This is a genomic window from Delftia sp. ASV31 (assembly GCF_016428765.1).
Classification (GTDB): domain Bacteria; phylum Pseudomonadota; class Gammaproteobacteria; order Burkholderiales; family Burkholderiaceae_C; genus Comamonas; species Comamonas acidovorans.
The window spans coordinates 1-25,981 of the sequence record NZ_JAELTK010000030.1; the positions used below are offsets into that span (position 1 = coordinate 1).

Annotated in this window: 22 protein-coding genes; 10 read left to right on the top strand and 12 right to left on the bottom strand. The window is 66.2% G+C overall.

Annotated elements, in window-relative coordinates; translation table 11 throughout:
* Positions 1–55 precede the first annotated feature (55 nt).
* The 3 genes from JHD82_RS30475 to moaC all read right to left on the bottom strand — a co-directional run bounded on the left by JHD82_RS30475 (position 56) and on the right by moaC (position 2,743).
* Positions 56–688, bottom strand: coding sequence for an acyltransferase (locus JHD82_RS30475; RefSeq protein ID WP_199136832.1), 633 nt, complete (start codon positions 686–688; stop codon positions 56–58).
* Positions 689–830: 142 nt separating this feature from the next.
* On the bottom strand, positions 831–2,153 hold the full coding sequence (locus JHD82_RS12940; RefSeq protein WP_199136833.1) for a nucleotide sugar dehydrogenase: 1,323 nt from the start codon (positions 2,151–2,153) through the stop codon (positions 831–833).
* 113 nt (positions 2,154–2,266) lie between these two features.
* Positions 2,267–2,743: a cyclic pyranopterin monophosphate synthase MoaC gene (gene moaC / locus JHD82_RS12945; protein ID WP_199136834.1), complete on the bottom strand. Its 477-nt coding sequence runs from the start codon at positions 2,741–2,743 to the stop codon at positions 2,267–2,269.
* Between the two features lie 152 nt (positions 2,744–2,895).
* Between moaC and JHD82_RS12950 the strand changes: the two genes are divergently transcribed.
* Complete coding sequence (locus tag JHD82_RS12950) at positions 2,896–4,521, top strand: M48 family metalloprotease (RefSeq protein ID WP_199136835.1); 1,626 nt, start codon at positions 2,896–2,898, stop codon at positions 4,519–4,521.
* Here JHD82_RS12950 and JHD82_RS12955 read toward each other — a convergent pair.
* From JHD82_RS12955 to JHD82_RS12965, 3 genes are all read right to left on the bottom strand, one after another.
* A complete protein-coding gene (locus JHD82_RS12955; protein WP_012202791.1) occupies positions 4,495–4,842 on the bottom strand; it encodes a phage holin family protein in 348 nt (115 codons plus the stop codon). The genes JHD82_RS12950 and JHD82_RS12955 overlap by 27 nt on opposite strands.
* A gap of 152 nt (positions 4,843–4,994) precedes the next feature.
* Positions 4,995–5,453 carry a hypothetical protein gene (locus JHD82_RS12960; protein WP_013804594.1) on the bottom strand — a complete coding sequence of 153 codons (459 nt, stop codon included), beginning with the start codon at positions 5,451–5,453 and terminating at the stop codon, positions 4,995–4,997.
* A gap of 135 nt (positions 5,454–5,588) precedes the next feature.
* The gene (locus JHD82_RS12965; RefSeq protein WP_012202789.1) at positions 5,589–6,329 is read right to left on the bottom strand and encodes a TerC family protein; all 741 of its coding nucleotides are present in this window, start codon (positions 6,327–6,329) and stop codon (positions 5,589–5,591) included.
* A gap of 511 nt (positions 6,330–6,840) precedes the next feature.
* Here JHD82_RS12965 and JHD82_RS12970 point away from each other — a divergent pair.
* From JHD82_RS12970 to JHD82_RS12980, 3 genes are all read left to right on the top strand, one after another.
* The gene (locus JHD82_RS12970) at positions 6,841–7,272 is read left to right on the top strand and encodes a DUF3717 domain-containing protein (protein ID WP_012202788.1); all 432 of its coding nucleotides are present in this window, start codon (positions 6,841–6,843) and stop codon (positions 7,270–7,272) included.
* Positions 7,273–7,397: 125 nt separating this feature from the next.
* Entirely contained in the window at positions 7,398–7,532 is a 135-nt protein-coding gene (locus JHD82_RS30305; RefSeq protein ID WP_256974509.1) for a hypothetical protein, read from the top strand.
* Between the two features lie 151 nt (positions 7,533–7,683).
* Positions 7,684–8,388: an N-acetyltransferase gene (locus tag JHD82_RS12980; RefSeq protein WP_199136836.1), complete on the top strand. Its 705-nt coding sequence runs from the start codon at positions 7,684–7,686 to the stop codon at positions 8,386–8,388.
* Positions 8,389–8,413: 25 nt separating this feature from the next.
* On the opposite strand, the gene JHD82_RS12985 is transcribed toward JHD82_RS12980, so the two are convergent.
* Together JHD82_RS12985 and purB are read right to left on the bottom strand one after the other, a co-directional pair.
* Positions 8,414–8,974, bottom strand: a complete 561-nt coding sequence (locus tag JHD82_RS12985) for a YaeQ family protein (RefSeq protein WP_199136837.1) — start codon at positions 8,972–8,974, stop codon at positions 8,414–8,416.
* A gap of 104 nt (positions 8,975–9,078) precedes the next feature.
* The gene (purB, locus tag JHD82_RS12990; RefSeq protein WP_199136839.1) at positions 9,079–10,458 is read right to left on the bottom strand and encodes an adenylosuccinate lyase; all 1,380 of its coding nucleotides are present in this window, start codon (positions 10,456–10,458) and stop codon (positions 9,079–9,081) included.
* Positions 10,459–10,573: 115 nt separating this feature from the next.
* Here purB and JHD82_RS12995 point away from each other — a divergent pair, with 115 nt between their 5' ends.
* Positions 10,574–11,194, top strand: a complete 621-nt coding sequence (locus JHD82_RS12995; RefSeq protein ID WP_013804599.1) for a glutathione S-transferase family protein — start codon at positions 10,574–10,576, stop codon at positions 11,192–11,194.
* A gap of 374 nt (positions 11,195–11,568) precedes the next feature.
* Here the strand turns inward: JHD82_RS12995 and glnE are convergent, their stop codons facing one another.
* Entirely contained in the window at positions 11,569–14,313 is a 2,745-nt protein-coding gene (gene glnE, locus JHD82_RS13000) for a bifunctional [glutamate--ammonia ligase]-adenylyl-L-tyrosine phosphorylase/[glutamate--ammonia-ligase] adenylyltransferase (protein ID WP_141830870.1), read from the bottom strand.
* A gap of 133 nt (positions 14,314–14,446) precedes the next feature.
* Here glnE and JHD82_RS13005 point away from each other — a divergent pair, with 133 nt between their 5' ends.
* From JHD82_RS13005 to JHD82_RS13020, 4 genes are read left to right on the top strand one after another with little or no spacing between them, the layout of a single operon-like run.
* On the top strand, positions 14,447–18,592 hold the full coding sequence (locus JHD82_RS13005; protein ID WP_199136841.1) for a YhdP family protein: 4,146 nt from the start codon (positions 14,447–14,449) through the stop codon (positions 18,590–18,592).
* Positions 18,589–19,404 carry a carbon-nitrogen hydrolase family protein gene (locus JHD82_RS13010; protein ID WP_034389761.1) on the top strand — a complete coding sequence of 272 codons (816 nt, stop codon included), beginning with the start codon at positions 18,589–18,591 and terminating at the stop codon, positions 19,402–19,404. Before JHD82_RS13005 ends, JHD82_RS13010 begins: the two co-directional genes overlap by 4 nt.
* A 35-nt stretch (positions 19,405–19,439) precedes the next feature.
* On the top strand, positions 19,440–21,509 hold the full coding sequence (locus tag JHD82_RS13015; protein WP_199136877.1) for a nitrogen regulation protein NR(II): 2,070 nt from the start codon (positions 19,440–19,442) through the stop codon (positions 21,507–21,509).
* Between the two features lie 16 nt (positions 21,510–21,525).
* The gene (locus JHD82_RS13020; protein WP_012202778.1) at positions 21,526–22,155 is read left to right on the top strand and encodes a response regulator transcription factor; all 630 of its coding nucleotides are present in this window, start codon (positions 21,526–21,528) and stop codon (positions 22,153–22,155) included.
* Positions 22,156–22,160: 5 nt separating this feature from the next.
* On the opposite strand, the gene JHD82_RS13025 is transcribed toward JHD82_RS13020, so the two are convergent.
* From JHD82_RS13025 to JHD82_RS13035, 3 genes are all read right to left on the bottom strand, one after another.
* The gene (locus JHD82_RS13025) at positions 22,161–23,435 is read right to left on the bottom strand and encodes an amino acid deaminase (protein WP_199136843.1); all 1,275 of its coding nucleotides are present in this window, start codon (positions 23,433–23,435) and stop codon (positions 22,161–22,163) included.
* A gap of 105 nt (positions 23,436–23,540) precedes the next feature.
* Complete coding sequence (locus tag JHD82_RS13030; protein WP_034389754.1) at positions 23,541–24,266, bottom strand: OmpA family protein; 726 nt, start codon at positions 24,264–24,266, stop codon at positions 23,541–23,543.
* A 146-nt stretch (positions 24,267–24,412) separates the two neighbouring features.
* Entirely contained in the window at positions 24,413–24,583 is a 171-nt protein-coding gene (locus tag JHD82_RS13035; RefSeq protein WP_016449371.1) for a hypothetical protein, read from the bottom strand.
* Between JHD82_RS13035 and JHD82_RS13040 the strand changes: the two genes are divergently transcribed.
* Complete coding sequence (locus tag JHD82_RS13040) at positions 24,582–25,766, top strand: murein transglycosylase A (RefSeq protein ID WP_034389752.1); 1,185 nt, start codon at positions 24,582–24,584, stop codon at positions 25,764–25,766. The two genes, JHD82_RS13035 and JHD82_RS13040, sit on opposite strands and share 2 nt — an antisense overlap.
* The last annotated feature ends 215 nt before the right edge of the window (positions 25,767–25,981 follow it).

Below are 25,981 nucleotides of genomic sequence, written 5' to 3' on the forward strand. Positions count from 1 at the left end.
CCCCCCCCCCCCCCCCCCCCCCCCCCCCCCCCCCCCCCCCCCCCCCCCCCCCTTTTTAGATGTGTATAAGAGACAGGGTTGGCATCATGTAAAAAGAAAATATGGAATTGAACTGCGATATTAATATGCAAGCCAGCAATGACAAGATCGCAATAATCGAAAACAAAGGAACCAGTGCAGTTACCTTTAAGTATTTTCTATGCAGCTTGAAATACGTCAGAATTATCAAAGGCCAGACAATGTAGAACTGCTCTTCCACACCCAGAGACCATGTATGGAGGAATGCATTCTCGCCAGATTCCGACGAGAAATAATTTGCATCAGAAAATGCAAAATATATATTACTCATCCATGCAACGGCCATTGCGGCCGCCATACTTTGACTTAGATGCGTTGTTTCAGGCTCAATATTATAAACAACAGCACCAGCGACCAATATAACCAGCATCAGCGCGGGCAGAAGCCTGCGCATACGATTGGAGAAGAAACGGAGCAGTTCTATCTTTGCAGAAGATTCATATTCCCGCACCAACACTCCAGTTATCAGGTAACCAGAGATCACAAAAAAAACGTCCACCCCGATAAACCCCGCGAAGAATCCATCGATGGAAAGATGAGACAGAACGACAAGGATGATGGCGACCGCCCGCATTCCCTCAATGTCAGGCCTGTAATTGGAACTATCCATGGCCCCTCCTTTATTGGATCATCGTTCGTCGCACAGGAACGTCGATTCTTGGGTAATTTCGGTTGAAATATTAATTAACATCTCCCACATATTCACCGAAATTCGAGGAACATCCGGAGAACGGTGCGATAACAACAACGATTCAAGCAGCAATGACATTGAATCCACCTTGCATTCGCCCACGTGTATCCACAAATATCTTCGCCTTGCTGGCCAGTAGCGCATAATCAAACGCGTCATGGTCCGTGGCCAGGACCACACAGTCATAGCGATCCACTGATTCCTCATTCAGCGGAACAGACCTCAGGTCAAAATGGTAATCCCGCTTATGAGGAAACACCGGCACATGCGGATCGCTGTAATCTATATCCGCCCCCTTTGCCTGCAACAGATCCATGATCTCCACAGCTGGGGATTCCCGTGTGTCATCAATATTCTTCTTGTAGGCCAGCCCCAGCACCAATATACGGCTCCCCTTGACGGCCTTGCCCCGTTCATTGAGTGCATCGGCGACCTTGCCCACCACCCAGTGCGGCATATAGTGGTTGATTTCACCGGCCAGTTCAATGAAGCGCGTATTTACGCCATATTCACGCGCCTTCCATGTCAGATAGAAGGGATCGATGGGAATGCAGTGGCCGCCGAGGCCGGGGCCGGGTCGATAGGGAACAAAGCCGAAGGGCTTGGTGGCAGCTGCATCGATGACTTCATGGATGTTGATGCCCATCTTGTCGGCCACGATCTTCATCTCGTTCACCAGGCCGATGTTGACGCTGCGGTGGATGTTCTCCAGCAGCTTGGTCATTTCAGCCGCCTTGGTACTGCTGACGGGCACCATGGTCTGGATGGCATGTTGGTACAGCGCCATGCCCAGTTCCAGGCAGCTGGCAGTGCACCCTCCGATCACCTTGGGGATGTCCTTGGTGCCGTAATGCGGATTGCCAGGGTCTTCGCGCTCCGGAGAGAACACCAGAGCGCAACTGGCGCCAGGCTCCAGTCCACGGCTGCGCAGGCGCGGTGCCAGCACTTCGTCCGTCGTGCCGGGCCAGGTTGTGCTCTCCAGGCTCAGCAACTGACCTTCGCGCATGTGAGGCAGCGCCGCCTCCACCGTGTTGATGATGAAGCTCAGGTCGGGCTCGCGGTGAACATTCAGGGGCGTGGGCACGCAGATGATCAGAGCATCGATTGCTTCTGTCCGTGCAAAGTCAGTGGTGGCCTCGAATCCCTGTTCCAGCGCACGTCTGATCTGCTCGGGAGTGATTCGCTCTATATAGCTGCCGCCTTCGCCCAGCGTACGGACCTTCGCTTCATCAATATCAAAGCCCACCACCTTGACGCCAACCTCGGCGAAGCGAAGGGCCAGAGGCAGGCCCACATAGCCCAGCCCATAGATACCCACGCGCACGGAGCCATGGGAGATCTTTTCCTTGAGGCGCGCAAGGGCCCCCGGGTTGCCAGCATGCATTGGTGTTTCCCTCTGATTTCTTGTCGTTCTCTGTCACGGACGTCCCGCGACCTTCCAGCAGTTATTGTGAACCGGCCGCTCTTTCCCTGGTACCGGCAATCGCACGACAGACGCTACTGCGCCACAAAGCTCCCCGTCTTGCCTCCGTGCTTCTCCAGCACCTTGATTCCCTCCATCACCATGCCCTTGTCCACCGCCTTGCACATGTCATAGACCGTGAGCAAGGCCACCTGCACGGCTGTGAGCGCCTCCATCTCCACCCCGGTCGGACCAACGGTCTCGACAGTGGCAAGACAGCGGACGGACGACGTTTCGGGCAACAGTTCGAAATCCACCGCCACCCGCGTCAACGCCAGCGGATGGCACAGCGGAATCAGGTCACTGGTCTTCTTGGCGGCCATGATGCCGGCGATGCGCGCGATGCCCAGCACGTCGCCCTTCTTGGCGGTGCCGCTCTGGATGATGGCCAGGGTGGCGGGCTGCATGGTGATGCGGCCTTCGGCGACCGCGATGCGGTGGGTTGCCGGCTTGGCGCCGACGTCGACCATGTGGGCCTGGCCCTGGGCGTCGAAATGGGTGAGGGAAGACATGGCAACTCCAAAAAATGCACGGGCCGGTCTACGGCAGTCCTGACACGCTGGTCAGTCCTGCCGTGAACGTTCGGCGAACCGAGGCATCATAGTGGGGTGTTTCACCGCCCCGTGCCGATGCACGGGCCCGGCCCCTTGGTTCTTACCTGCCCATGCGCCCATCACGCCTGAAGACACGTATCGCCGTCGGCCTGCAGTTGCTGGCGGCCTCTCTCACCATCGCAACGCATACACCGGCACAGGCCCAATTGCGCCTGCCCACGCTGGGCGATGGCGCGGCCACGACGACCAGTGACGAGCGGCGCCTGGGTGACCGCATCATCCGCTCGCTGTACCGCGATCCGGACTACATCGACGATGCGGTACTGCAGGAATATGTGGAAGGCATCTGGCAGCACTTGGTCGATGCGGCACGCACGCGCGGCGAACTGTCGGATGAGCTGGAAGAGCGCTTTGCCTGGGAGATCCTGCTGGGGCGGGACCGATCGGTCAACGCCTTTGCGCTGCCCGGCGGCTATCTGGGGGTTCACCTGGGCCTGATAGGCGTGGTCAGCACACGCGACGAGCTCGCATCGGTGCTGGCACACGAGCTGAGCCACGTCACGCAGCGGCACATTGCGCGGCTCATTGCCCAACAGGGCAAGCAGACGCCGCTGATGATCGGCTCGATGATTCTGGGCGCCCTGGCCGCCAGCCGCAGCCCCGATGCCGCCATGGCCATGATGATGGGCGGCCAGGCGCTGGCCGTGCAGAACCAGTTGAATTTTTCGCGCGACATGGAGCGCGAGGCCGACCGCATGGGCTACGGGCTGATGGCGCCGGCAGGGTTCGCGCCACAGGGCTTTGTGACCATGTTCGACAAGCTGCAGCAGGCCAACCGCCTGAATGACAACGGCAGCTGGCCCTATCTGCGCAGCCATCCGCTGACCACGGAACGCATGGCCGACATGCATTCGCGCCTGCCGCGTGGCGTTGCGCCTGCGCCAGCACCATCCCTGGAACACGTGATGATGGCCGCACGGGCCCGCGTGCTGTCGCGCCCCGGCGTGGATGTGCTGCGCCAGTGGGCCGAGCAGCCGCGCTCCACCAGCTTTGGCAGCCAAACCCAAACCCAGCAGGTGGCGCAGCTATATGCCGCCACGCTGAGCGCCGTGCAATTGCGCGATTGGGCCGAAGCGCGGGAAATGTCCGGGCGGCTTCAAGTGGCAACCGCCGCAGATGCCGGCGCCCAGCGGCAGGCCAGGCTGCTGCAGGCCGAAATGGAGCTGACGGCCGGCAAGCCCGGCGCCGCGTTGCAGGCGTTGCCACCGCTCTACCTGCCGGCAGCTGCGCCTGCCCAGGCCAATCCCACGGAATCCATCCCCGCCAAGACAACGGAGAGCGGCCCCAGCCTGGCCACCGTCAATGTGGTCGAAAACCGCGCCGTGCGCAGGCCGGAATTGCTGATGCGCACCCAGATCCTGCTGCGCGAGCAGGGCGCCTCCAGCATGGCAGGCCCGCTGCAGACCTGGGTGACGGACCACCCGCGTGATGCCAGCGCCTGGCAGTTGCTGGCCCAGGTGCAGCGCGCCCAGGGCCAGGAGTTGCGCGCGCTGCGCGCCGAGGCCGAGGCCCAGGTCGCGCACTACGACTACGCGGCGGCAGTGGACCGTTTCAAGGCCGCGCAGGACCTGGCCCGCAAGGGCGGGCCCAAGGTGGATTTCATTGAAGCCTCCATCGTGGACACGCGACTGCGTGCCGTGGAGGAGCTGCTAAGGGAACAGGCGCGCGAGAAGTGATTCGATGGCCAGGCCCAGCAGCGAGTAGATGAGCGCGCCCAGCATGGCCGCCCAGAAGCCCGCGACGTGGAAGCCGCTGAGCAGGCCCGAGGCTGCCCAGAACATCAGTCCGTTGACCACGAAGAGAAACAGCCCGACCGTCACGATGGTCACGGGCAGCGTCAGCACCACGAGGATGGGGCGCAGCACCGCATTGAGCAGGCCGATGACCAGCGCCGCGATCATGGCCGAGCTGAAGCTGTTGACCTGCACGCCACCATAAAGATAGGCCACGACCAGCAGGGCACCGGCGCTGAGCAGCCATTTGATCAGGATTTTCATGCGGGCAGCATAGCAGCAGCCGGCAGATCCGGGTTGAGGCGGCGCACTGGAAACCGTGGACCGGAGAACCCCATGAAAAACGGCATCCCGTTTTTCGGGATGCCGTCCTGAAAGTGATCGCCTGATCAGAGCGGCCAGGCAGACGCCAGCCTTTAGATCATCGCTTCCTCGAACACCAGTCCCATCAGCGCGCCGATGGCCGCCAGCGTTCCCGGAAGATTCCAGCGCCGGCCCAGCGGGGCGGCAGGCGCCACGGCGGGAGCCGTGGCTTCCTGCTTGGGGCGGCGTGCATCGACGATCTGGGCCGTGCCGTGCTCCTGCTGGAGCTGGGCCACCAGTTCGGCCAGCGGGCCCTTGGCCAGCACCGGCGTGATCCTGCCAGCGCTGTCACCGAACACCGGCAGCAATTGGGCGAACAGCTTGTCCGCCCACTTGCCGCGCCAGCTTTCGCGCGCACTGTGGCTCACCCATTTGCTGACCCGGTGGGTAATGCGCGGCGCGCAGGCCACCAGCAGCCAGTGCGAGGCCTGGGCCTGCGGCGAGGCGGCCAGGGCCTGTACCAGAGGCAGAGCGTAGGAAGCGTCATCCACGTAGACGATGATGGGGTTCAAAGCAAGTCCTTGTCGAACTGGGTTTGCGGGAGTGGGAGAGGCAGGCGGCCGGGGCCGCCCTTGCCATGGATTGTCGCGAATCGGCGCGGGCGGCCCATCGGGCCAACCCGGCGCCCACCTCAACTTTTCAGCGGATCAGGCTCCGTGGGCGCCGGCCTTGGGAGCAGGGCGGCGCGAAGCGATGTACTTGCCCAGTGCCAGCACCAGCAGGGCCCCGAACACGCTGGCACCGTACTTGAGCATGTCGGTCTGGGGCAGCTTGACCATCCAGTCCCACTTCTCCGTATTGGCGAAGACGGGGTCGGTGACCAGCATGCCGCCGGCAATCCAGCCCAGCAGCATGCCGCCGGCCACGATGATGATGGGGAAGCGCTCCATCAGCTTGATCACGAGCTGCGAGCCCCAGACGATGATGGGGATGGAGATCAACAGGCCCAGCACGACCAGCAGCATCTGGTGCTCGCCCGAGCTCTGGGCAGCGCCAGCGATGGCGATCACGTTGTCCACGCTCATCACCAGGTCGGCAACGATGATGGTCTTGATGGCGGCCAGCAGCTTGTCGCTGCCCTGAATGTTGTCGTGGCCGTCTTCATCAGGAGCAATCAGCTTGATGCCGATCCACACCAGCAGCAGTGCGCCGACGAACTTCAGGAAGGGCAGCGCCAGCAATGTCATCGCGAAGGCGATCAGGATGACGCGCAGGATGATGGCACCCGCCGTGCCCCAGATGATGCCCTTCTTGCGTTGCTCGGGCGGCAGCTTGCGGCAGGCCAGCGCGATCACGACCGCGTTGTCGCCGCCCAGCAGGATGTCGATGATGATGATTTGGCCCAGGGCCACCCAGAACGGGGCGTGAGTCAGAAAGTCCAAGTCCATAAGGTCCTCGCTGTTGAGTAAGGCCGGCGAGAACTCCTCCCTCCTGGAGAAACACCCACCGGCACAGAAAGACCGATGCAACGCCGCAGCGCCTACCCGGGCAAGGACATGCCTGGCTCAGGGGAGAACACATTGATCGACCGTCATCAGGTCCATCAAAGGTCTTGCTCGGCTGCGGTATGCACCGCAACCCGGAAGGCCGGAAGCTTGCGCTTCGTATTGACGACCATTCCGATGCCGGCACGGTGGCTTTGCAAAAACCACCCCCGCCGGCAGAGAGCTACTCCCCTTCGAACCTGTGGATTGCAACACAAAGCCGCCACGGCACGCAAGTGAAAAAACCCTTCATTTCCACGGGAAGCGCAAGTCGCGCATCCCCCAGACCATTTATCTGCCTACCTCGAATGCTTCACTATCCATAGCAACCCTTGAGCCAACGGAGTGTTGCAGCCATGCCCGGCCACGCGCGGGCAGGCGTCTTATCATCGCTGTCCCTTCCCCCTGACCGTCCATGACCGCACTGCACATCACCGACATCGAAGCCGCCATCAACTACTGGCGTGAGCGCCATCCGTCCCCGGACGGCGTGCTGCTGCAGCCCGAAGTACGGGCCCTGGCCGAGGTGTACGCGCTGATGATCTTCTGGCATGAGAGCGAAGTACAGGTTGAGGGCTTTCCCTCGCACGCCATGGCGGCCTGGCTGGCCTGGTACGACACCACGCCCGATACGCCCTGCATCGCCATCTGCTCCACCAGCCAGGGCGACGAAAGATGCAAGGGCTGCGGCCGCAGCTTTGATGAAGTGCAGCTGTGGACCGCGATGGAGCCGGCACAAAAGCGGATGGTCTGGCGCAGGATCACGGCAGAGGGCGACTCCTGGCGTTTCACCCGCTATGCAGAACGTGCGGCCGAGCGCACGGACACATCGCGTGACTCTGGCTGATTGCTGGTTGATTGCCGGCTGATCTGCCGGATACCGCACCGGACCAGTGCGATGTTGCAGACGGCCTAACATCGGCCGCCATGCTGCAGACCGCCGCTTACCGCCCCAGCCACCTCCGCCTTTGCTTGCGCCTCACGGCACGTGATGCGGGCGAGACGCGCGTGCCGGCCGGCAAGGCCTGGCCCGCCACGGCCACGCGCCTGCGCGAGCGTGATGCGGCACGGCTGAACATCGGCCCCCGACAGGCCGCACGGTCTTGATGCGCTGCCCTGCGCGGAACCGGGCAGCGTCGCTTCACTGAATCCGCTCTTCTTGCGCCGCCTTCATCCCTAGGCTGAAGGCGGTTGGATTTTCACGCGTCTGCCCGGCCTCAAGGCCAGCCGACGGCCAGCCGACGAAGCGAGCCCTGCCGTGACCTGTCTAGCCCTTGCCCCAGCCGGGCCCTCTTTTGCCGACACCTCTTTTTCCACGCTCTTGCGCCATCTGAGCGATACCGTGGCGCGGCGCGCCCTGCCCCGCTGCGCGCCACGCCACGTCACCGAGCTGCGCATCGACGTGATGCAGCCGCTGGTGGAGGGCGAGCTCGAAGCCATTCACGAGCGCCTGTACCAGCCCGGCAACAAGCTCCATGGCCTGGAGCGCCGCCCGTTGCACGACCCGCAGTTCCAGCTGCACTGGCGTGAAGCCGACGGCGAATGGTTTGCCTACGTGGAAGACATGGAGCGGCGCTGCCTGGCCGGCTACACGGTGTTCAATCGCCTGGTCGAGGTGGACAAGCGCACCGACCGCCGCGTGCGCTCGCCGCATTCGCGCTTTGCTCCGGACTACCAGCGGCGCGGCATTGCCAGCGCCGTGTATCGCAGCGTGCTGGACAAAGGCACCTGCCTGGTCAGCGGCGCACGCCAGTCGCCGGGCGCCCACGGCCTGTGGAACCATCTGGCGCGAAGCTATGACGGCCGATATGTGGGCATTGCGGACAGCAAGTCGCTCATCCATCTGGGCCGCAATGTGCCGGACGATGTCATGGACCGCCTGTCCACGCGCCGCATGCTGTTGGGCGCGGGCTGGACCGTGGAGTCCTTCGCCCAGGCCGTCCGGATGCAGTTGCCGGGTTGAAACGTGGACTTGAGCGGGAGCCCGTTTACTTCCAGCGCAGCGGCTCGACGAAGACCGTGCCCAGGTTGCTGCTGAGCGTCAGCGCGCCTTCCTGGATGGTGGCCTGCAGCTGCATGCTGCGCTCGGCCAGTTCCGCCAGGGATTGGGATGTTTCGGAGGGAATGCGCCAGACCTGCAGCTTGTTCAGCCGCGCCAGCTTGCCCTCCAGGCCCTTCCACCAGACCTCGGCCGCATGGTGGAAGGCGTAGAGCACCACCGCATCGGACTTGTTGCAGGCCTTGGCGATGGGCTTTTCCTCGGGCTGGCCGACCTCGATCCACAGGCGCTTGGCTCCTGTGAAGTCGGTCAGCGAGACATCGGGGTCTTCAGGATCGGACAGGCCTGCCCCAAACGCCAGCGTGCCGTCGCCCTTGCACATGTCATTGAGCTGGTGTGCGTTGAGGGCCAGGGCCACCAGGCGCACCATCATGCGTTCGTCCGTCTCGCTGGGATGGCGCGCCAGGGTCAGCGCATGGTCGGCGTAGTAGCCGTGGTCGATGTCGGCGATGGACAGGTTCGCCTTGAAGATGGTGGATTTGAGGGCCATGAGACAGAACCTATCAAAAACAAGAGCTGCCGCAGCAAGCCTGTGCTTGCATCGGCAGCCCTGAATGGTTGAAGCGCGCCCTTCATGGCGCGGCAAAGGATGGATTAGACACGGCGGGCCAGCTCGGCCGCCTTGCCCACATAGGAGGCAGGCGTCATGGCCAGCAGGCGGTCCTTGTCGGCCTGGGGGATTTCCAGGCCGTTGATCAGGCGGTGCAGGTCTTCGGCCTGCACGGTCTTGCCGCGCGTGACTTCCTTGAGCTTTTCGTAGGCGCCCTGCACGCCGTAGCGGCGCATGACGGTCTGGATGGGCTCGGCCAGGACTTCCCAGGCGTGATCCAGGTCTTCCTGCAGGCGCTCTTCGTTGAGTTCGAGCTTGTTCAGGCCCGTCATCAGCGAGCTGTAGGCCAGCGTGGCATAGCCCATGGCCACGCCGATGTTGCGCAGCACGGTGGAGTCGGTCAGGTCGCGCTGCCAGCGCGAGATGGGCAGCTTTTCGGCCAGGTGCTTGAGCAGTGCGTTGGCCAGGCCCAGATTGCCTTCGGCATTCTCGAAGTCGATGGGGTTGACCTTGTGCGGCATGGTGGACGAGCCGATCTCGCCGGCCTTCAGGCGCTGCTTGAAGTAGCCCAGGGACACATAGCCCCAGACATCGCGCGAGAAGTCGATGAGGATGGTGTTGGCGCGCGCGATGGCGTCGAACAGCTCGGCCATGTAGTCATGCGGCTCGATCTGGATCGAGTAGGGCTGGAAGCTCAGGCCCAGGCCCTGGGGCTCGGGCGACTCGATCACCTTCTTGCTGAAGGCTTCCCAGTCGAACTCGGGCCAGGCCGACAGATGGGCGTTGTAGTTGCCGACGGCGCCATTCATCTTGGCCAGGAGCTTGACCTCGGCGATGCGGGCAGCGGCCTTTTCCAGACGCACCAGCACGTTGGCGATTTCCTTGCCCACGGTGGTGGGGCTGGCGGTCTGGCCGTGCGTGCGGCTGAGCATGGGCACGGCCGCGTAGGCGTGGGCCATCTCGCGCAGCTTGGCAGTGATGCCCGCCAAGGCCAGCAGCAGCACGCTGTCACGACCGGCGCGCAGTTGCAGCGCATGGCTGGTGTTGTTGATGTCTTCGCTGGTGCAGGCGAAATGCACGAATTCGGCGGCCTTGAGCAGTTCGGGACGGCCGTCGAACTTGCCCTTGATCCAGTACTCCACGGCCTTGACGTCGTGGTTGGTGGTCTTTTCGATGTCCTTGATGGCCACGGCATCGGCCTCGGAGAAGTTCTTCACCAGATCCTGCAGATAGACGCGGGCGCCTTCGGTCAGGGGCTTGAACTCGGCAAAGCCGGCGTCCGACAGGGCGATGAACCAGGTCACCTCCACCTGCACGCGGCGGTGCATGTATCCCATCTCGCTCATGATCGGGCGCAGAGGAGACAGTTTGGCGGCGTAGCGGCCGTCGAGCGGGGACAGGGCGGAGATGTGCGGCAGATTCATGGGCCGTGATTGTAGGTGCGCGCGGCAAAAACGGGGGCTGTAGGGGGAGATCGCCGGGCAGCGCATAGAATCGGCTGCCCGCCCATGGGCCGCCTCTTCGCCACGGAAAACAGCCATGAAACTGATAGGTTCCTCCACCAGCGCCTACGTACGCAAGGTACGCGTCGTACTGGCCGAGAAAAGGCTCGACTATCAGTTCGTCGAGGAAAACCCCTGGAGCCGCGAGCTGTCGCCGGGCACCGGCAATCCGCTGGGCAAGGTGCCGCGCCTGGTCATGGACGGCAGCGATGCCATGTTCGACTCGCGCGTGATCGTCGAATATCTGGACACACTTTCCCCGGTAGGCAAGCTGATCCCCGGCACAGGCCGCGAGCGTGCCGAGATCAAGACCTGGGAAGCCCTGGCCGATGGCGTGCTGGACGCCGGAGCCCTGGCCCGCCTCGAAGCCACCTGGGATGGCCGCAGCGAAGAGCAGCGTTGCCAGGCCTGGATAGACCGCCAGCTGGCCAAGGTGCGCGCCGCACTGAACGTGATGTCCCAGGGCCTGGGCGACAAGCCCTATTGCTGCGGCATCCACTTCACCCTGGCCGACGTGTGCGTGGGCTGTGCCCTGGGCTGGCTGGACTTTCGCTTTCCCGAGCTGGACTGGCGCGCCGACCACCCCAATCTGGCCACCTTGCAGGCCAAGCTGGCGGAGCGCGCCAGCTTTGCAGCCACACGCCCGCCCCAGCCCTGAAAACGGGTCACCCCCGCAACGACAACTGCAGCTGCAGCGGCAACAAAAAAGGCCACCCTATGGGTGGCCTTTTTGCTGGCATAAAAAAGTTGCGAAGCATCCCGAAACGAATAAAGAGAGGGAGGGAGGAGAAGCGCTTCGGGCGGAACAGTTCAGGACTGTGGCCCCAGAGGCTTCGCAACGTGAAATTCGGTCTGGATACCCTCTCTCGTCAACCTGTCCAATAGATGAGCTACTTTTGCAGAAGTTCCAGGGGTCGGGGGGGGGAAAAATGTAACATTTTGACGAGGAGCGTCATTCTGCTGTAGGCCGTGTTCGATGGATGCTGACGGGACGGCGTCGGCCAGGGCCGACCACCTTCCCTCCCAGCATCCTCACACCAGAGCGGCCCCCGTGAAAACCGCTTCCCACAGGGCCTTGACCGGCGCACTGAGCGGCTCGGCCTGGCCCGGCACCAATTGGGCCGTCCGCTCGTCCAGCCGCGCCACGTGCTGCAGGCGGCGCAGTTCACGGTAGGCCCGGGCGGCCTGCTGGCCCACGCCTGCAGGCAGCAGGCCCGCCTCTTCCGCACGCTGCAGCAGCGCGATGTTGCCCAGATTGGCCATCAGCCCCGGATGCAGGGCCGATTGCGAGAGAACCAGGTACTGGACAGCGAACTCCACATCGACCATGCCACCGGGGCTGTGCTTGACGTCGAAAAGGCCGCCGCGCACCGGATGCGCACTGCGCACACGTTCGCGCATGGCCACGATCTCGTCGCGCAGGGCCGCAGCGTCGCGCGGCGCGGTGATCACGGCCTCGCGCACGGCGTCGAAGCGGGCCTGCAGATCGTCGCTGCCCAGCACGAAGCGCGCCCGCGTCATGGCCTGGTGCTCCCAGGTCCATGCCGTGTTGCTGCCGCGCTGCTGCTGGTAGTTGGCATAGGAGGCAAAGCTGGTCACCAGCAGGCCGGAGTTGCCGTTGGGGCGCAGCGCGGTGTCGATCTCGAACAGATCGCCCTCGCCCGTCTTGACGGCCAGCCAGTTGATGAGCTTGCGCACAAAGGCGGCATAGATCTCGGAGGCGTGCTCGTCGTCGTCATCGAAGACGAAGACGATGTCCAGGTCGCTGCCGTAGCCCAGCTCCTTGCCGCCGAGCTTGCCGTAGCCAATGATGGCGAACTGCGGCGACTCGCGGTGGCGGTTCTTGAGCCGGCTCCAGCACCAGCTGGCCGTCACGCGCAGCACGCAGTCGGCCAGCGCACTGAGGTCGTCCGCCACCTGCTCGACCGTGATGCGGCCCTCGATATCACGCGCCAGCGTGCGAAAGACCTCGGCATGGTGGGCGCGGCGCAGCAGGTTCAGCAGGGTTTCGTCGTCGTCCTCGCCCGTGGTCTGCAGCGCGGCCAGGCGCAGGGCCAGCTCATGCTCGAAATCCATGGGAGAGAAGCGCTCGCCCAGCATGGCGTCGTTGGCCAGTTCGTCGATCACGCCCGGGTGCTGCTGCAGGTAGCGCGCGGGCCAGCGCGCCGCGCCCAGCAGGTCCAGCAGCCGCTCGTGCACGGCAGGGCGCTCCAGCAGCAGGGCCAGATAGCTTTCGCGGCGCAGCAGCGGCTCCAGCCAGTTCAGAAAGCGCACTGCGGCGTCTTCGGGCACGCTGCGCTCGGCCACCCATTGCGCCGTGCGCTGCACAAGGCGGAACAGCCGGCTGCGCGCCTCGTCGCGCAGGTTGGCGATGCGGGCGTTGCCGCGCCAGTCGGCCACGTGGGCGGCCAGGGCGGGCGGCAGCTGCTCCATGAGTCCATCGATCTCGCGCGGCGTTCCGCCCTGGGCAGGGCTGCGGGCGCCGTTGCATCGGCCCGCGCTGCATTGCGGCGGGGCCGAGCCGCCGAGCAGGGTGTCGAACTCCTCGGCCACCTTTTCGCGGTGGGCGTCGAACTGGTGCAGGAAGGCGCAGGTATCGGCAAAGCCCATGGTGCGCGCAATCCACTCGAGGTCGTCATCGCGCGTGGGCAGCACATGGGTCTGCTGGTCGTCCAGGTACTGGATGCGGTGCTCGACACGGCGCAAAAAGGTATAGGCCGCGCCCAGGGCGTCGGCCACTTCCTGGCTCATGAGGCCGGCGCGCGCCAGGCGCCCCAGCGCCTCCAGCGTGGGGCGGCAGCGCAGCTCGGGGAACTGGCCACCACGCACCACCTGCAGCAATTGCACGGTGAATTCGATCTCGCGGATACCGCCGCGCGAGAGCTTGACGTCATTGGAGCGGCCGGGATGCCCCGCGCTGCGCCGCGCCGCATGCTCGCGGATCTGGCGGTGCAGCGAACGCAGCGCATCGAAGACCGCGTAATCCAGATAGCGGCGAAAGACGAAGGGCAGGACCACGGCGCGCAGCGCCTGCACCTGCGTGGAGCGCACGCTGTCCATGGGCGCCACCACCCGGCTCTTGAGCCAGGCGAAGCGCTCCCATTCGCGGCCATGGGTCTGCAGATACTCTTCCAGCGAGGCCAGCGAGACAGCCGACGGCCCCGAGTTGCCGTTGGGCCGCAGCGCCAGGTCCACTCGGAACACGAATCCGTGCTCGGTGGTGTCGCCGATCAGGCCATAGATGCCTTTGACAACGCGCGCGAAGTACTCATGGTTGGAGAGAACGCCGCGCCCGTCAGGCAGGCCGGCCGTGTCGCCGTCCTGCTCGTAGACGTAGATCAGGTCGATGTCGCTGGAGACATTGAGCTCGCGCGCGCCCAGCTTGCCCATGCCGATGATCCACAGCTGCACGGGCCGGCCCTCGGGGCCTTGCGGTGCGCCATGGCGCGCATCGAGTTCGGCGCGCACCTGGATGCAGGCGCGCTCCAGCGCCAGCTCGGCCAGCTCGGTAACGGCCCGCGTGACCACGGCCAGCGGCGCCTGCTGCTCGCAGTCGAGCACCATGGTGCGCTCCATGACCAGCTGGCGCAGCACGCGCAGCGCGGCCGACAGGTCCAGCCCGCGCTCCAGCAGCGCCGTCAGGGCCTGCTCCATGGAGGCACGCTCGGGCGGGCCCGGCGGCAACAGGCTCAACTCGTCGCCATAGCGACGATGCAGCCGTTGGTGGAAACGGGAATAGGCGGCCTGTGCGGGGACATTCAAGGCCGTGTCTGCCATTGCGTGCTCTGAGGATTGCATACGGAACGCGAAAGAAGCGGCCACTCACGCGCAGAGGGATCGCAGCAACCCTTGGTTACCGTCCGGTCCCCGAGGGTGCCGGTCATAATTCCCGTCATAGCTGATGCCGCCGATGATCGAACCGAAACCGCACCCCACACGCCTGACCCGTTGGATGGCCGGCCTTGCGCGGTGGTCACTGGGGCTGGTCCTGGCCTTCTGGCTGGTCCTGGGCTCCGTGTGGGGGGTGCTCCATGGCTGGATTGTGCCGCGAATCGGCGAATGGCGTCCTCAGCTGGAATCCCTGGCCTCACGCACGCTGGGCCTACCCGTGCGCATAGGCAGCATCACGGCCCGCAGCGAGGGACTGGTCCCCCGGTTCGAGCTGGGCGACGTGGTGGTCGAAGACCCAGAACACACCGCGGACGCCCTGCGCCTGCCCAGCGTGGTGGTGGCCGTCTCGGCCCGCTCGCTGATGCGCCTGGGCGTGGAGCAGATCTATATCGACCGCCCCGAACTCGTGGTCCGCCGCGCGGCCGATGGCCGTGTCTTCGTGGCCGGCATCGAGATCAGCCCTTCATCGGGCGGGGACAATGCCGCCGCCGACTGGCTGTTTTCCCAGACCGAGCTGGCCCTGCGTGGCGGCAGCCTGCTGTGGGTGGACGAAATGCGCCAGGCACCGCCGCTGGCCTTGCGCGATGTTGACCTGGTGCTGCGCAACAAGGGCTGGAGCCACGGAATCCGCCTGGATGCCACGCCGCCCGAAGGCTGGGGCGAGCGCTTCATGCTTGCCGGCCTGTTCCGCGAGCCGCTGCTGTCCACGCACGAGGGCAACTGGCAGCGCTGGAGCGGACAGGCCCATGCGATGTTCACGCAGATCGACCTGTCCCGGCTCGGGCAGTACATGGATACGTCCGACCTGCGCGTGCAGCAGGGCCGGGGCGCACTGCGCGCCTGGATCGACCTGCGCCAGGGCCAGCCCGTGGGTGCCATGGCCGATGTGGCGGTGAATGCCCTGCAACTGCAGTGGCGCGAGAACCTGGAGCCGTTGCAACTGCAGGCGCTGACGGGCCGGCTGAGCGTGCAGCACCAGGATGGCTGGCGCTTCGCCGCGCAGAACCTGGAGTTCTCCACGGGTGACGGCCTGCACTGGCCTGCCGGCAACCTGCGCGCGCGCTACAACCCTGCGGGCGCCAGCACGCAGGGGGCGCTGGGCGAGCAGGGCGAGTTCCAGGCCGATGGCATTGACCTGGCCATCCTTGCGCAGTTGGGCCAGCGCCTGCCGCTGCCCGAGCAGCTGCAGCGCCATCTGGCCGACATGGCCCCGGCCGGCCAACTGCGCCAGTTCCAGACAAGCTGGCGCGGCCCGCTGCAGGCTGTGCAGCAGTACAAGGCCAGCGGCGAGCTGCAGCAGCTGTCGATCGACGGAGTGGCATCGTCCGAAGGCCCCACGAAGCCGGGCATGCCCGGCATCAAGGGCCTGAACGCGCGCTTCTCGCTGGACCAGGACGGCGGACAGGCCCAGCTGGAGATGGAGGGCACGGGGCAGCAGCCGGCCGCGCTGTCCTTTCCTGGCGTCTTCGAGCAACCCGAGATCCCTCTGCACCGCCTGCAGGCCAGCCTGCGCTGGCAGTTGCGCGGACAGGCCATCAGCGTGCAGGTGCCCAGCCTGCGCTTTGCCAACGATGACACCGAGGGCGAGGCCCGTGCGCAATGGCACACCGGCGACGGCAGCGACAAGCACCCGCGCTTTCCGGGCGTGCTGGACCTGCAGGGCCAGTTGCGCAACGCAGACGGCACGCGCGTGCACCGCTACCTTCCGCTGGAAATCCCCGCCGACGCGCGCCACTACGTGCGAGAAGCCATCCACGCCGGGCGCGCAAGCACGGTGAACTTCAAGGTGCGCGGCCACCTGGACCACGTGCCGGCCGAAAAGCCCAGCCAGGGCGAGTTCCATATCGCTGCCAAGCTGCATGACGTGCACTATGAATATGTGCCGCCCCATCTGCTCACGCATGGCGAGGTGCCCTGGCCGGCCCTGGTCGATCTGTCGGGCGAGCTGGTCTTCGACCGCTCGTCGATGGCCGTGCGCAATGCACGCGGCGAGTTCGCGGGCTACCCGCAGCTGCAGATGCGCGATATTCAGGCCAGCATTCCCAACCTGGGCCACACCGAGGTGGCCGTGACCGCCAAGGGCCAGGGCCCGCTGGCCGACATGCTGGGCGTGGTCAAGACCTCGGCCCTGTCGGCGCTGACCGGGCACGTTCTGGACGGCAGCGAGGCCACGGGCGCCGCGCAACTGGCCCTGCAGCTGCAATTGCCCATCGACCACCTGGACCGCAGCAAGGTGTCTGGACAGGTCACGCTGGCGGGCAACTCCCTGCAGCTCGATGATCAGACGCCCCATCTGAGTCAGCTGCGCGGGGCCGTCAAGTTCTCCGAAACCGGCTTCTCGCTGGCCGGCCTGCAGGCGCGCGCGCTGGGCGGTGAGCTGCGCGCCGATGGCGGCATGCAGGCGCTGGCGCGCAATGCGCCGGCCACCGAATCCTCCGTGAAGGTGCGTGTGCAGGGCACGGCCACGGCACAGGGGCTGCGCGATGCCAGGGAACTGGGCTGGGTGGCCGACCTGGCCCGCCATGCCGAAGGCCAGTCGCCCTATTCCCTGCTGCTGAAGGTGCGGCGCGGAACACCCGAAATCCAGGTCCAGTCCAGCCTGCAAGGCATGCGCATCAACCTGCCCGCCCCGCTGGGCAAGGCAGCGGAGTCCATCCAGCCACTGAACGTGAGCCACCAGCTCGCACCCGCCAGCTTCACCTCGCCCGATGCCCCGCTGCGCGACCAGATCAGCGTGCAACTGGGCGATACGGGCTCGGTGTTCTATGAGCGCGACATCAGTGGCAAGCACAGCCGTGTGCTGCACGGCAGCATCCTCATCGGCCAGGAAGCGGGCACGGCTTCCACTTCGGGCCAGGGCGTGCAGGCCCACGTGCAGCTGCCGCTCTTCAATCTCGACGACTGGCTGGCACTGGCGCCGCAGTCCAGCGGCGCCAAGCCGGAGCCCGCCGATGCCGCGGACCCTGCGCGCGAATACCTCCCCGACCGGCTGACCCTGCGCGTCAAGCAGCTGCAGGCCAAGGGGCGGCAGCTGCACGACGTGGTGGCGGGCATCTCGCGCGATGGCGGCTCGTGGCACAGCAACCTCGCCTCCCAGGAGCTTGACGGCTACGTGGGCTTTCGCGAAGGCACGGATGCCCAGCCCGAAGGGCAGCTGGTGGCCCGGCTGTCGCGCCTGACGGTGCCCGAGGCCAAATCCGACCGCGTGGACGCCCTGTTCAGCGAGGGGCCGCGCCAGCTGCCGGCCCTGCAGATCGTGGTGGACGACATGCACCTGTCAGGCCACGCCCTGGGCCGCCTGGAAGTGGAGGCCCGCAACCGCCCCGTTCCCGGCAATGCGGCGGCGCGCGAATGGCAGTTGTCGCGCTTCAACATCGCCACGCCCGAGGCCACGCTGACGGCCAGCGGCCAGTGGCGCCTGCCCCAGGGCCAGTCCGAGCACCCGGGACGCAGCCAGTTGCAGTTCCAGCTGGACCTGCGCGACGTGGGCAAGCTGCTCACGCGCTTCGATATGCCTGGCGTGGTGGGCAACGGCAAGGGCGTGCTGCAGGGATCGGCGGGCTGGACGGGCTCGCCCATCACGCCCGACTTCCGCAGCCTCTCTGGCTCCATGCACCTGGATGTGCAGACCGGCCAGTTCCTCAAGGCCGAGCCGGGCCTGGCCAAGCTGCTGAGCGTGCTCAGCCTGCAGGCGCTGCCCCGCCGGCTGACCCTGGATTTCCGCGATGTGTTCAGCAACGGCTTCGCCTTCGACTTCATGCGCGGCGACGTGCAGATCACCGACGGCGTGGCGCGCACCAACAACATGCAGATGAAGGGCGTCAACGCCGCCGTGCTGATGGAGGGCACGGCCGACCTGGTCCAGGAGACGCAGAATCTGCATGTGGTGGTGGTGCCCGAGATCAATGCCATGACGGCCTCCCTGGTGGCCACGGCCATCAATCCCGTGGTCGGCCTGGGCAGCTTCCTGGCGCAGGTGCTGCTGCGCGGCCCTCTGATCGCGGCGGCCACCAAGGAATTCCGCATCGACGGCAGCTGGGACGAGCCCCAGGTCACGGCCCTGCCGCGGCGCCGGGCCACGACACCCTCCGATCCTGCCGCCAGCAGCCCCGCCAGCACGCCCTCCGGCGCCACCGAGCCCGCTTCTTCAGGAGAGAACCCATGAAAATCGCAGCCCTGCAAATGGTGTCGGAACCCGATGTGCGCGCCAACCTCGACCAGGCGCTGGCACTGCTGCGCCAGGCGCGCGACCAGGGGGCCGAACTCGCGGCCCTGCCCGAGTATTTCTGCGCCATGGGCCTGCGCGACACCGACAAGCTGGCCTACCGCGAGAGCTTCGGCGCAGGCCCCATCCAGGACTTCCTGCGCCGCGCAGCACGCGAGCTGCAGCTGTGGATCGTGGGCGGCACCCTGCCCCTGGTGGCCGATGACGATGCCCACGTGCTCAACAGCTCGCTGGTGTTCTCGCCCCAGGGCGAATGCGTGGCACGCTACGACAAGATCCACCTGTTCCACTACGACAACGGACGCGAGCGCTACACGGAAGCCGCCGTGGTCCAGGCGGGCCACACGCCCGTGACCTGCGACATCACCTCGCGCGAGGGCGAGACCTGGCGCCTGGGTCTGAGCGTGTGCTACGACCTGCGTTTTCCCGAGCTGTACCGCCGTCTTGCCGAGCAGGGCGCCGACCTGCTGCTGGTGCCCGCCGCATTCACCCACATCACGGGTCTGGCGCACTGGGAAGTGCTGCTGCGCGCCCGCGCCATCGAGAACCAGGCCTACCTGCTGGCGCCCGCCCAGGGCGGCCACCATGAAAACGGCCGCCGTACCTGGGGCCACAGCCTGCTGGCCGATCCCTGGGGCATGGTGCTGGCCCAGCAGGCCGAGGGCGCCGGCGTGGTGCTGGGCGAGATCAAGCGCGAGCGCCTGGCGCATGTGCGCCGCCAGTTGCCGGCCCTGGAGCACCGCGTCCTGTGAATCCAACGCACCCGCCCATGCCGGCCATGTCACCGATGTCGCCCACGCCCGAAGGCCGCTGGCCCTGGCGCCGCTGGCGCACGGCCTGGCGCCGCTGGTCGCTGTGGAGCCTGCTGGTCGCCCTGGTCCTGAGCATGCTCGTCACCATGGTCTGGCTGGCCGGGCGCTACGAGGCCTCCCAGGTCCAGGACAAGCTGGAGCGCGACACGGCCAATGCCGTGGCCGACATACGCGCAGCGCTCAACCGCAACCTGCAGGACCTGCAGGCGCTGAACGCGCCCGACAACGAGCCCGCCGAATGGAAGACCCGCGCCGCCGAGCTGCTGCAGGTGCGCCGCGAGCTGATGCGCATCGAGTGGCGCGACGCGGGGCTGCAGATCCGCTCCCATGCCGAGACCCCCTATCGCAACGTGCAGTGGGAAGACCAGCTGCGCACGAACAACACCCACCCCGAGGCCGTGCTGACCTGCACCCACGCGCGCCGCCTGAACGGCCCCGCCTACTCGCCCAGCTACTTCCAGCTGCTGGCCGAGGGCCTGGGCACGGAGATGATGGAGGTCTGCCTGCCGCTGACGCAAAGCGGCCACATCATCGGCTTCGTCATCGGCACCTACAGCCTGCAAAGCCTGCTGATCACCCAGGTCAGCAAGAACCTGCCGCGCACCCAGGAAGTGTCCTTCACCGAGCCCGACGGCACGCGCCTGGCCCTGCTGGGCGCCTCCTGGCGCGGCACGCGCATGTTCACGGCGCAGCAGCTGCTGGACCTGCCCGGCAGCACCCTGGTGCTGCGCATGGACAGCTGGCACCGCGCGCCCAGCGTGTTCCCCAACGTGCTCACGGCCCTGGTGACGCTGATGTCCATTGCACTGGTCTCCGTGGTCGCCGTGCTGGTGCGCGACAACCGCCGCCGCCTGCGTGCCGAGCGCGACCTGGGCGATGCGCTGGCCTTTCGCAAGGCCATGGAGGACTCGCTGGTCACGGGCCTGCGCGCGCGCGACCTGCAGGGCCGCATCAGCTATGTGAATCCGGCCTTCTGCAACATGGTGGGCTTCACGGCCGAGGAGCTGCTGGGTCTGAGCATCGCGCCCTACTGGCCGCCCGAGCGCGCCGAAATCTACGCGCGCCGGCGCGACAACCGCCTGTCCGGCAACGCACCGCCGCCGCGCGAGGGCCACGAAAGCATCTTCATGCGCAAGGACGGCACACGCATTCCGGTGCTGATCTTCGAGGCGCCGCTGATCAACGCCCAGGGCCAGCACACGGGCTGGATGAGCGCCTTCATCGACATCAGCGAGCAAAAGCGCATGGAAGAGATCTCGCGCGCCTCGCAGGAGCGCCTGCAGGCCACGGCACGCCTGGCCACCGTGGGCGAAATGGCGTCGCTGCTCAGCCATGAACTCACCCAGCCGCTGGTGGCCATCTCCAGCTACGCCACGGGATCGCTGAACATGCTGGGCAGCGACGACGGTGCGGCAGGCAGCGCCGGCAACGAAGCCCATCTGCGCCAGCAGTTGCAGGACTTGCGCATGGCCATGGAGCGCATCAGCTTCCAGGCCGACCGTGCAGGCCGCGTGATCAAGAGCGTGCGCGACTTCGTGCGGCGGCGCGATCAGTCACGCGAAGTCATAGGTGCCGCCGAACTCATAGACGCCGTGCTGCCGCTGGTCAGCCTGCAGGCGCGCAACCTGGGCGTGCGCGTGACCACCGATATCGAGCCCGGCCTGTCGCCCGTGCTCTGCGATCCGACCATGATCGAGCAGGTGCTGCTCAACCTGGCGCGCAACGGCATGCAGGCCATGGACTCGCCCGAGACCGTGGACCGCGAACTGCAGTTGCGCGTGCGGCGTGCGGCCGCCAGCACGCGCCGCAGCTGGGTGGAATTCGCCGTCATCGACTGCGGCAGCGGCATCCCCAAGCATGTGGCGGAGCAATTGTTCACGCCCTTCTTCACCACGCGCAACGAGGGCATGGGCCTGGGCCTGAGCCTGTGCCGCACCGTGGTCGAACAGCATGGCGGCCACCTGCAGCACAGCCCGCACAGCCCGCGCGGAACCGTCTTCGCCTTCACGCTGCCGACCCACAACCCGGCACAGGTGGAACCATAGATGGAACAATAGGCCCATGGAACCTGTACCCGACGCCACCGTCTACATCGTCGATGACGACACCGATGTACGCGAAGCGCTGGCCTGGCTGCTGCGCTCGCGCCGCCTGCTCAGCGAATGCTATGACAGCGCAGAGGCCTTCGACGCCATGCTGCAGTCGCGCCCGCCGCCACGCAATCCCTGCTGCCTGCTGCTGGACATGCGCATGGGCGGCATGAGCGGGCTGGCGCTGTTCAACCTCATGCTGGAGCGCAACCAGATCGCGGGCATGCCCGTGATCTTCCTGACCGGCCATGCCGACGTGCCCACGGCCGTGGACACGGTCAAGCGCGGCGCCTTCGATTTCTGCGAGAAGCCCTTTTCGGACAACGCGCTCGTGGACCGCATCGAGCAGGCGCTGGAACTGTCAGCCCAGCACCAGGCCGAGACCCGCGCTCGCGAGGCCGTGCGTGCACGCTTCAACGAACTGACGGAGCGCGAGCGCGACGTGATGCGGCTGGTGGTGGAGGGCATTCCCAACAAGCTCATCGCTGACCAGCTGGACATCAGCGTGCGCACCGTCGAAGTCCACCGCGCGCGCGTCTTCGACAAGATGCAGGTCAAGTCGGCCGTGGAACTGGCCAACCTGCTGCGCACGCACGGCTGACTCCTTCAGAAATACGTGGCGATCACGTCCACCACGTCATAGCGGTCATTGACGACGGCCATCTGCCGCCATTTGTCGAAGGTCAGGCAGGGGTGGGAGATATCGAAGGCCAGCATGTCGCCGACGCGCAGGCCATCGTCCTCGGCCACCTTCAGGAAAGCATGCTGGTCCATCATGGCCGTGACCTCCCAATGGGGCGGTGCGGCCACCGGCGCGGCATCACCGGGGCGGTAGCGCAGCGCGGGCCGGGGCGGCACAGCCTCGAAGGCGGTATCGCGCTTGCCCAGCGCCACGATGGCGCGGCCAGGCTCGGGCAGTGACTGCACATAGGCCCAGACCTGCAGCGCAGGCAGCAGGCTGGCACGCATCTGCTGCGCCACGGGGTTGGTCTGGTCGATGCGCTGCTGCGCTGCCTGGTAGATGCCCGCATCATGCGTGAGATAGCAGCCGGGGCGCAGCACCAGATCCAGGGGGCCGCCAATGTCGGCCTTGCCGAATTCCTGGGCCACCACGTCGTACCAGGCCGAGCCGGCCCCCGTGAGCACGGCCGGGCTGCGCTGCAATCGTCCATCGCTTGCGAGCCGCTCAAGCCAGTGAACGGCGCGCCGCAGCAGGGTGCGGATGGCATCCTCTTCCTTGAGCACGCCCTCGTAGACCTCGATGCCGGCAAGCCGCACGGCCGCGCCAGCCCTTGCCAGCGCGTCCAGCAGCGGCTGCATCTGCGCATCGGAACGCACTCCCGTGCGCCCGCCGGGCGGGCCCAGCTCGATCAGCACCTGCACGGACTGGCCCGCCGCGCCAAAGAAGGCCGCCAGTTGCTCGACCTGCTCGGCGCAGTCCACCAGGCAGAAGAACTCGAAACCGGGATCGGCCAGCAGCTCGGCCACGGCGGCCATATTGCGCCGTCCGATCAGCTGGTTGGCCATGAGCACGCGGCGCACGCCATGGGCATGGGCCACGCGTGTCTGCTGGGCGGTTGCCAAGGTGATGCCCCAGGCGCCCGCATCGATCTGCTGGCGGAACAGGCGGGGCGCCATGGTCGTCTTGCCGTGGGGCGCGAGCTTGGCGCCGTAGGCGTCCACAAAGCGCTGCATCCAGGCCAGGTTGTGCGCCAGGCGCGACTGCGAGAGCACGGCGGCCGGCAGGCCCAGATCCTCGCGCAGCAGGTTCCAGCCCTGCGCTGCGGCGTCCTGCGGAGCGCAGGGCGCCGACAGCGCACCCAGGCCCTTGTCGAGCGGGCTGACCACGTCGGCCATGCCTGCTGTGCTTGCTTCACTCATACGACTCCCCATTGATGGATGGGTGCCAGCATAGGGCAAGGCAGGTGGCCGCACACGCAAAAACGCCCCGCGTTGCGGGGCGTTGCATCCGGGCCAGAGCCGGGATCAGCGGGGCTGCTGGTACTGGGGCTGGTATTGCGGCTGCTGGTACTGGGGCTGCTGTTGATACTGGGGCTGCTGCTGTTGCTGCGGGATCTCGCCCACGAAGATTTCCACGCGGCGGTTCATGGCGCGGCCGCTGGCCGAGTCGTTGGAAGCCACGGGCTGGTGCGAGCCACGGCCTTCGGTGGCGATGCGAGCGCCCGAGACACCGCGCATGGTCAGGTAGTTGCGCGTGCTGTTGGCGCGGTCCAGCGACAGCGGGTTGTTGATGGCGTCCGAGCCCGTGCTGTCGGTGTGGCCGATGATGCGCACCTCGGCATTGGGGTTGTTGCGCAGGCCTTCGGCGAAGCGGTCCAGGATGGGGGCGAAGTTGCCCTTGATGTCGGAACGGTTGGTATCGAACGAGATGTCGCTGGGAATGTCGAGCTTGAGCTGGTTGTCGGCCGTCTGGCTCACGTTCACGCCCGTGCCCTGGGTGGCCTGCTCCATCTCGCGCTTTTGCTTTTCCATGTTCTGCGACCAGATGTAGGTGCCCAGTGCACCCACGCCGGCACCGATCACGGCGCCCGTGCCGGCCCTGCCGCCGGTGACCGCGCCCAGCACGGCGCCGGCTGCAGCGCCCACGCCAGCACCCGTGGCCGTGCGGCGCTGGGTGTCGCTCATGTTCGCGCAGCCGGAGATGAACAGTGCGGCAGCCGTTGCGGCGGCCAGAACGATGTGCTTGCGCATGGGAAACTCCTTTTTGAATCTTGGGAACGCACCGTGCGGTAGCGCCAGGGTCCCCATTGTGGAAAGCAGGCTGCGCACAGCCTATCAGTGCGGGCAGGGCATACCCGTAGGACGGCGCCCGCTCCGCGAGGCTGCCTCCACGGCCGTCACGGGCCGCTGCGATCCTGCCCGGGGGAGGGTTTGTCTGGAGACGGATGCGAATCCCGTGGCGTGTCCACGGGCAACTCGCCCTTGCGGCGCCCGGAGAACATGGTCCACCACACAATAGCGACCAGAATCACCAAGGCCAGCAGTGCTTCGAGCAAAATCAACCCCATGAATTTCCACCTCCTGCGCCATGCCGCGATGGCGCTGATTGTAGGGACGCTGGTCGCCTGCACGACCACCACCAAGCCGGTCTATGACCCTTCGCCCGTGCCCGACCTGCAGCCGGGAGGCCCGGTCACCGTGACACCCAGGCCCCCGCTGGTCACCAGCACCCCCACCAAGAGCCGCTGGATCGCAGCCGACTGGAGCGAATTGCCCGGCCTGCAGGAAGACGCCCTGCACGAAGCCTGGAATGCCTGGCTCAAGAACTGCGAACGGCCCAGCTCGGTCTTCGCGGGCCTGTGCCGGGACGTGCGCCAGCTGAGCATTGCCACGGGCGACGAGCAGCGCGCCTGGCTCATGGCCAATCTGCAGCCCTACCGCATCGAAGCGCTGGGCGGTGGCCCGGACGGCATGCTGACCGCCTACTACGAGCCGCTGTTCGAGGCACGGCGCCTGCCGGGCGACGGCTTCAACGTGCCGCTGTACAAGACGCCGGCCGGCGCCGGCTTCGGCAGCCGCAAGCCCTGGTTCTCGCGCCAGCAGATCGAGACGATGCCCGAGGCCCAGGCGGCCCTGGCAGGCCGCGCCATCGCCTGGCTGCGCGACCCCGTCGATGCGATGGTGCTGCACATCCAGGGCTCGGGGCGCCTGAACATCACCGAGCCCACAGGCGCGCAACGCACGATCCGCGTCGCCTTTGCGGGCACCAATGACCAGCCCTACAAGAGCGTGGGCCGCTGGCTGCTGGACCAGGGACTGGTGCGCGACGCCACCTGGCCCGGCATCAGCGCCTGGGTGGCCGCCAATCCCGGCCGCGTCAATGAAATGCTGTGGAGCAACCCGCGCTATGTCTTCTTCCGCGAGGAGCCGCTGGAAGGCCTGGACCTGCAATTCGGCCCCAAGGGCGCCCAGGGCGTGGCCCTGACGCCAGGCCGCTCCATCGCCGTGGACAAGCAGAGCATTCCCTACGGCACGCCGGTCTGGCTGTCCACATCCGGGCCCACCGTGGCCCTGAACCGCCTGGTATTCGCCCAGGACACCGGCAGCGCCATCGTCGGCGCCGTGCGTGCCGACTACTTCATGGGCTGGGGACCCGAAGCCGGCGACCTGGCCGGCCGCATCAAGCAGAACCTGCGCCTGTGGGCCTTCTGGCCGCGCAGCCTTGCCAGCCAGGCACCGCACTTGAGGTGACCCCCTGAGCGGCTACGCCGCTTCCCCTCTCTACTCGCTTCGCGAGGGAGGGGGACGACAGCCTCGCTGCGGGGCGGCCCTTGCTCGCTGCCCCCCGCTTTGGGGTGCGCCGGTTTTATCCTTTGCGCCAAGGCTCGCCACGCATGGCACAAGGCCAGCGCAGACACACCTCTATCCACTGTCCCTCGCTCTGGCGCGGCCCAACACCAGGGGCG

Excerpts from the sequence above, each read along its gene's own strand:
- JHD82_RS30475 (WP_199136832.1), bottom strand. The coding sequence starts at position 688 with ATGGATAGTTCCAATTACAGGCCTGACATTGAGGGAATGCGGGCGGTC.
- JHD82_RS12940 (WP_199136833.1), bottom strand. The coding sequence starts at position 2,153 with ATGCATGCTGGCAACCCGGGGGCCCTTGCGCGCCTCAAGGAAAAGATC.
- moaC (WP_199136834.1), bottom strand. The coding sequence starts at position 2,743 with ATGTCTTCCCTCACCCATTTCGACGCCCAGGGCCAGGCCCACATGGTC.
- JHD82_RS12950 (WP_199136835.1), top strand. The coding sequence starts at position 2,896 with ATGCGCCCATCACGCCTGAAGACACGTATCGCCGTCGGCCTGCAGTTG.
- JHD82_RS12955 (WP_012202791.1), bottom strand. The coding sequence starts at position 4,842 with ATGAAAATCCTGATCAAATGGCTGCTCAGCGCCGGTGCCCTGCTGGTC.
- JHD82_RS12965 (WP_012202789.1), bottom strand. The coding sequence starts at position 6,329 with ATGGACTTGGACTTTCTGACTCACGCCCCGTTCTGGGTGGCCCTGGGC.
- JHD82_RS12970 (WP_012202788.1), top strand. The coding sequence starts at position 6,841 with ATGACCGCACTGCACATCACCGACATCGAAGCCGCCATCAACTACTGG.
- JHD82_RS12985 (WP_199136837.1), bottom strand. The coding sequence starts at position 8,974 with ATGGCCCTCAAATCCACCATCTTCAAGGCGAACCTGTCCATCGCCGAC.
- purB (WP_199136839.1), bottom strand. The coding sequence starts at position 10,458 with ATGAATCTGCCGCACATCTCCGCCCTGTCCCCGCTCGACGGCCGCTAC.
- JHD82_RS12995 (WP_013804599.1), top strand. The coding sequence starts at position 10,574 with ATGAAACTGATAGGTTCCTCCACCAGCGCCTACGTACGCAAGGTACGC.
- glnE (WP_141830870.1), bottom strand. The coding sequence starts at position 14,313 with ATGGCAGACACGGCCTTGAATGTCCCCGCACAGGCCGCCTATTCCCGT.
- JHD82_RS13005 (WP_199136841.1), top strand. The coding sequence starts at position 14,447 with ATGATCGAACCGAAACCGCACCCCACACGCCTGACCCGTTGGATGGCC.
- JHD82_RS13010 (WP_034389761.1), top strand. The coding sequence starts at position 18,589 with ATGAAAATCGCAGCCCTGCAAATGGTGTCGGAACCCGATGTGCGCGCC.
- JHD82_RS13015 (WP_199136877.1), top strand. The coding sequence starts at position 19,440 with ATGTCGCCCACGCCCGAAGGCCGCTGGCCCTGGCGCCGCTGGCGCACG.
- JHD82_RS13020 (WP_012202778.1), top strand. The coding sequence starts at position 21,526 with ATGGAACCTGTACCCGACGCCACCGTCTACATCGTCGATGACGACACC.
- JHD82_RS13025 (WP_199136843.1), bottom strand. The coding sequence starts at position 23,435 with ATGAGTGAAGCAAGCACAGCAGGCATGGCCGACGTGGTCAGCCCGCTC.
- JHD82_RS13030 (WP_034389754.1), bottom strand. The coding sequence starts at position 24,266 with ATGCGCAAGCACATCGTTCTGGCCGCCGCAACGGCTGCCGCACTGTTC.
- JHD82_RS13040 (WP_034389752.1), top strand. The coding sequence starts at position 24,582 with ATGAATTTCCACCTCCTGCGCCATGCCGCGATGGCGCTGATTGTAGGG.
- JHD82_RS13035 (WP_016449371.1), bottom strand. The coding sequence starts at position 24,583 with ATGGGGTTGATTTTGCTCGAAGCACTGCTGGCCTTGGTGATTCTGGTC.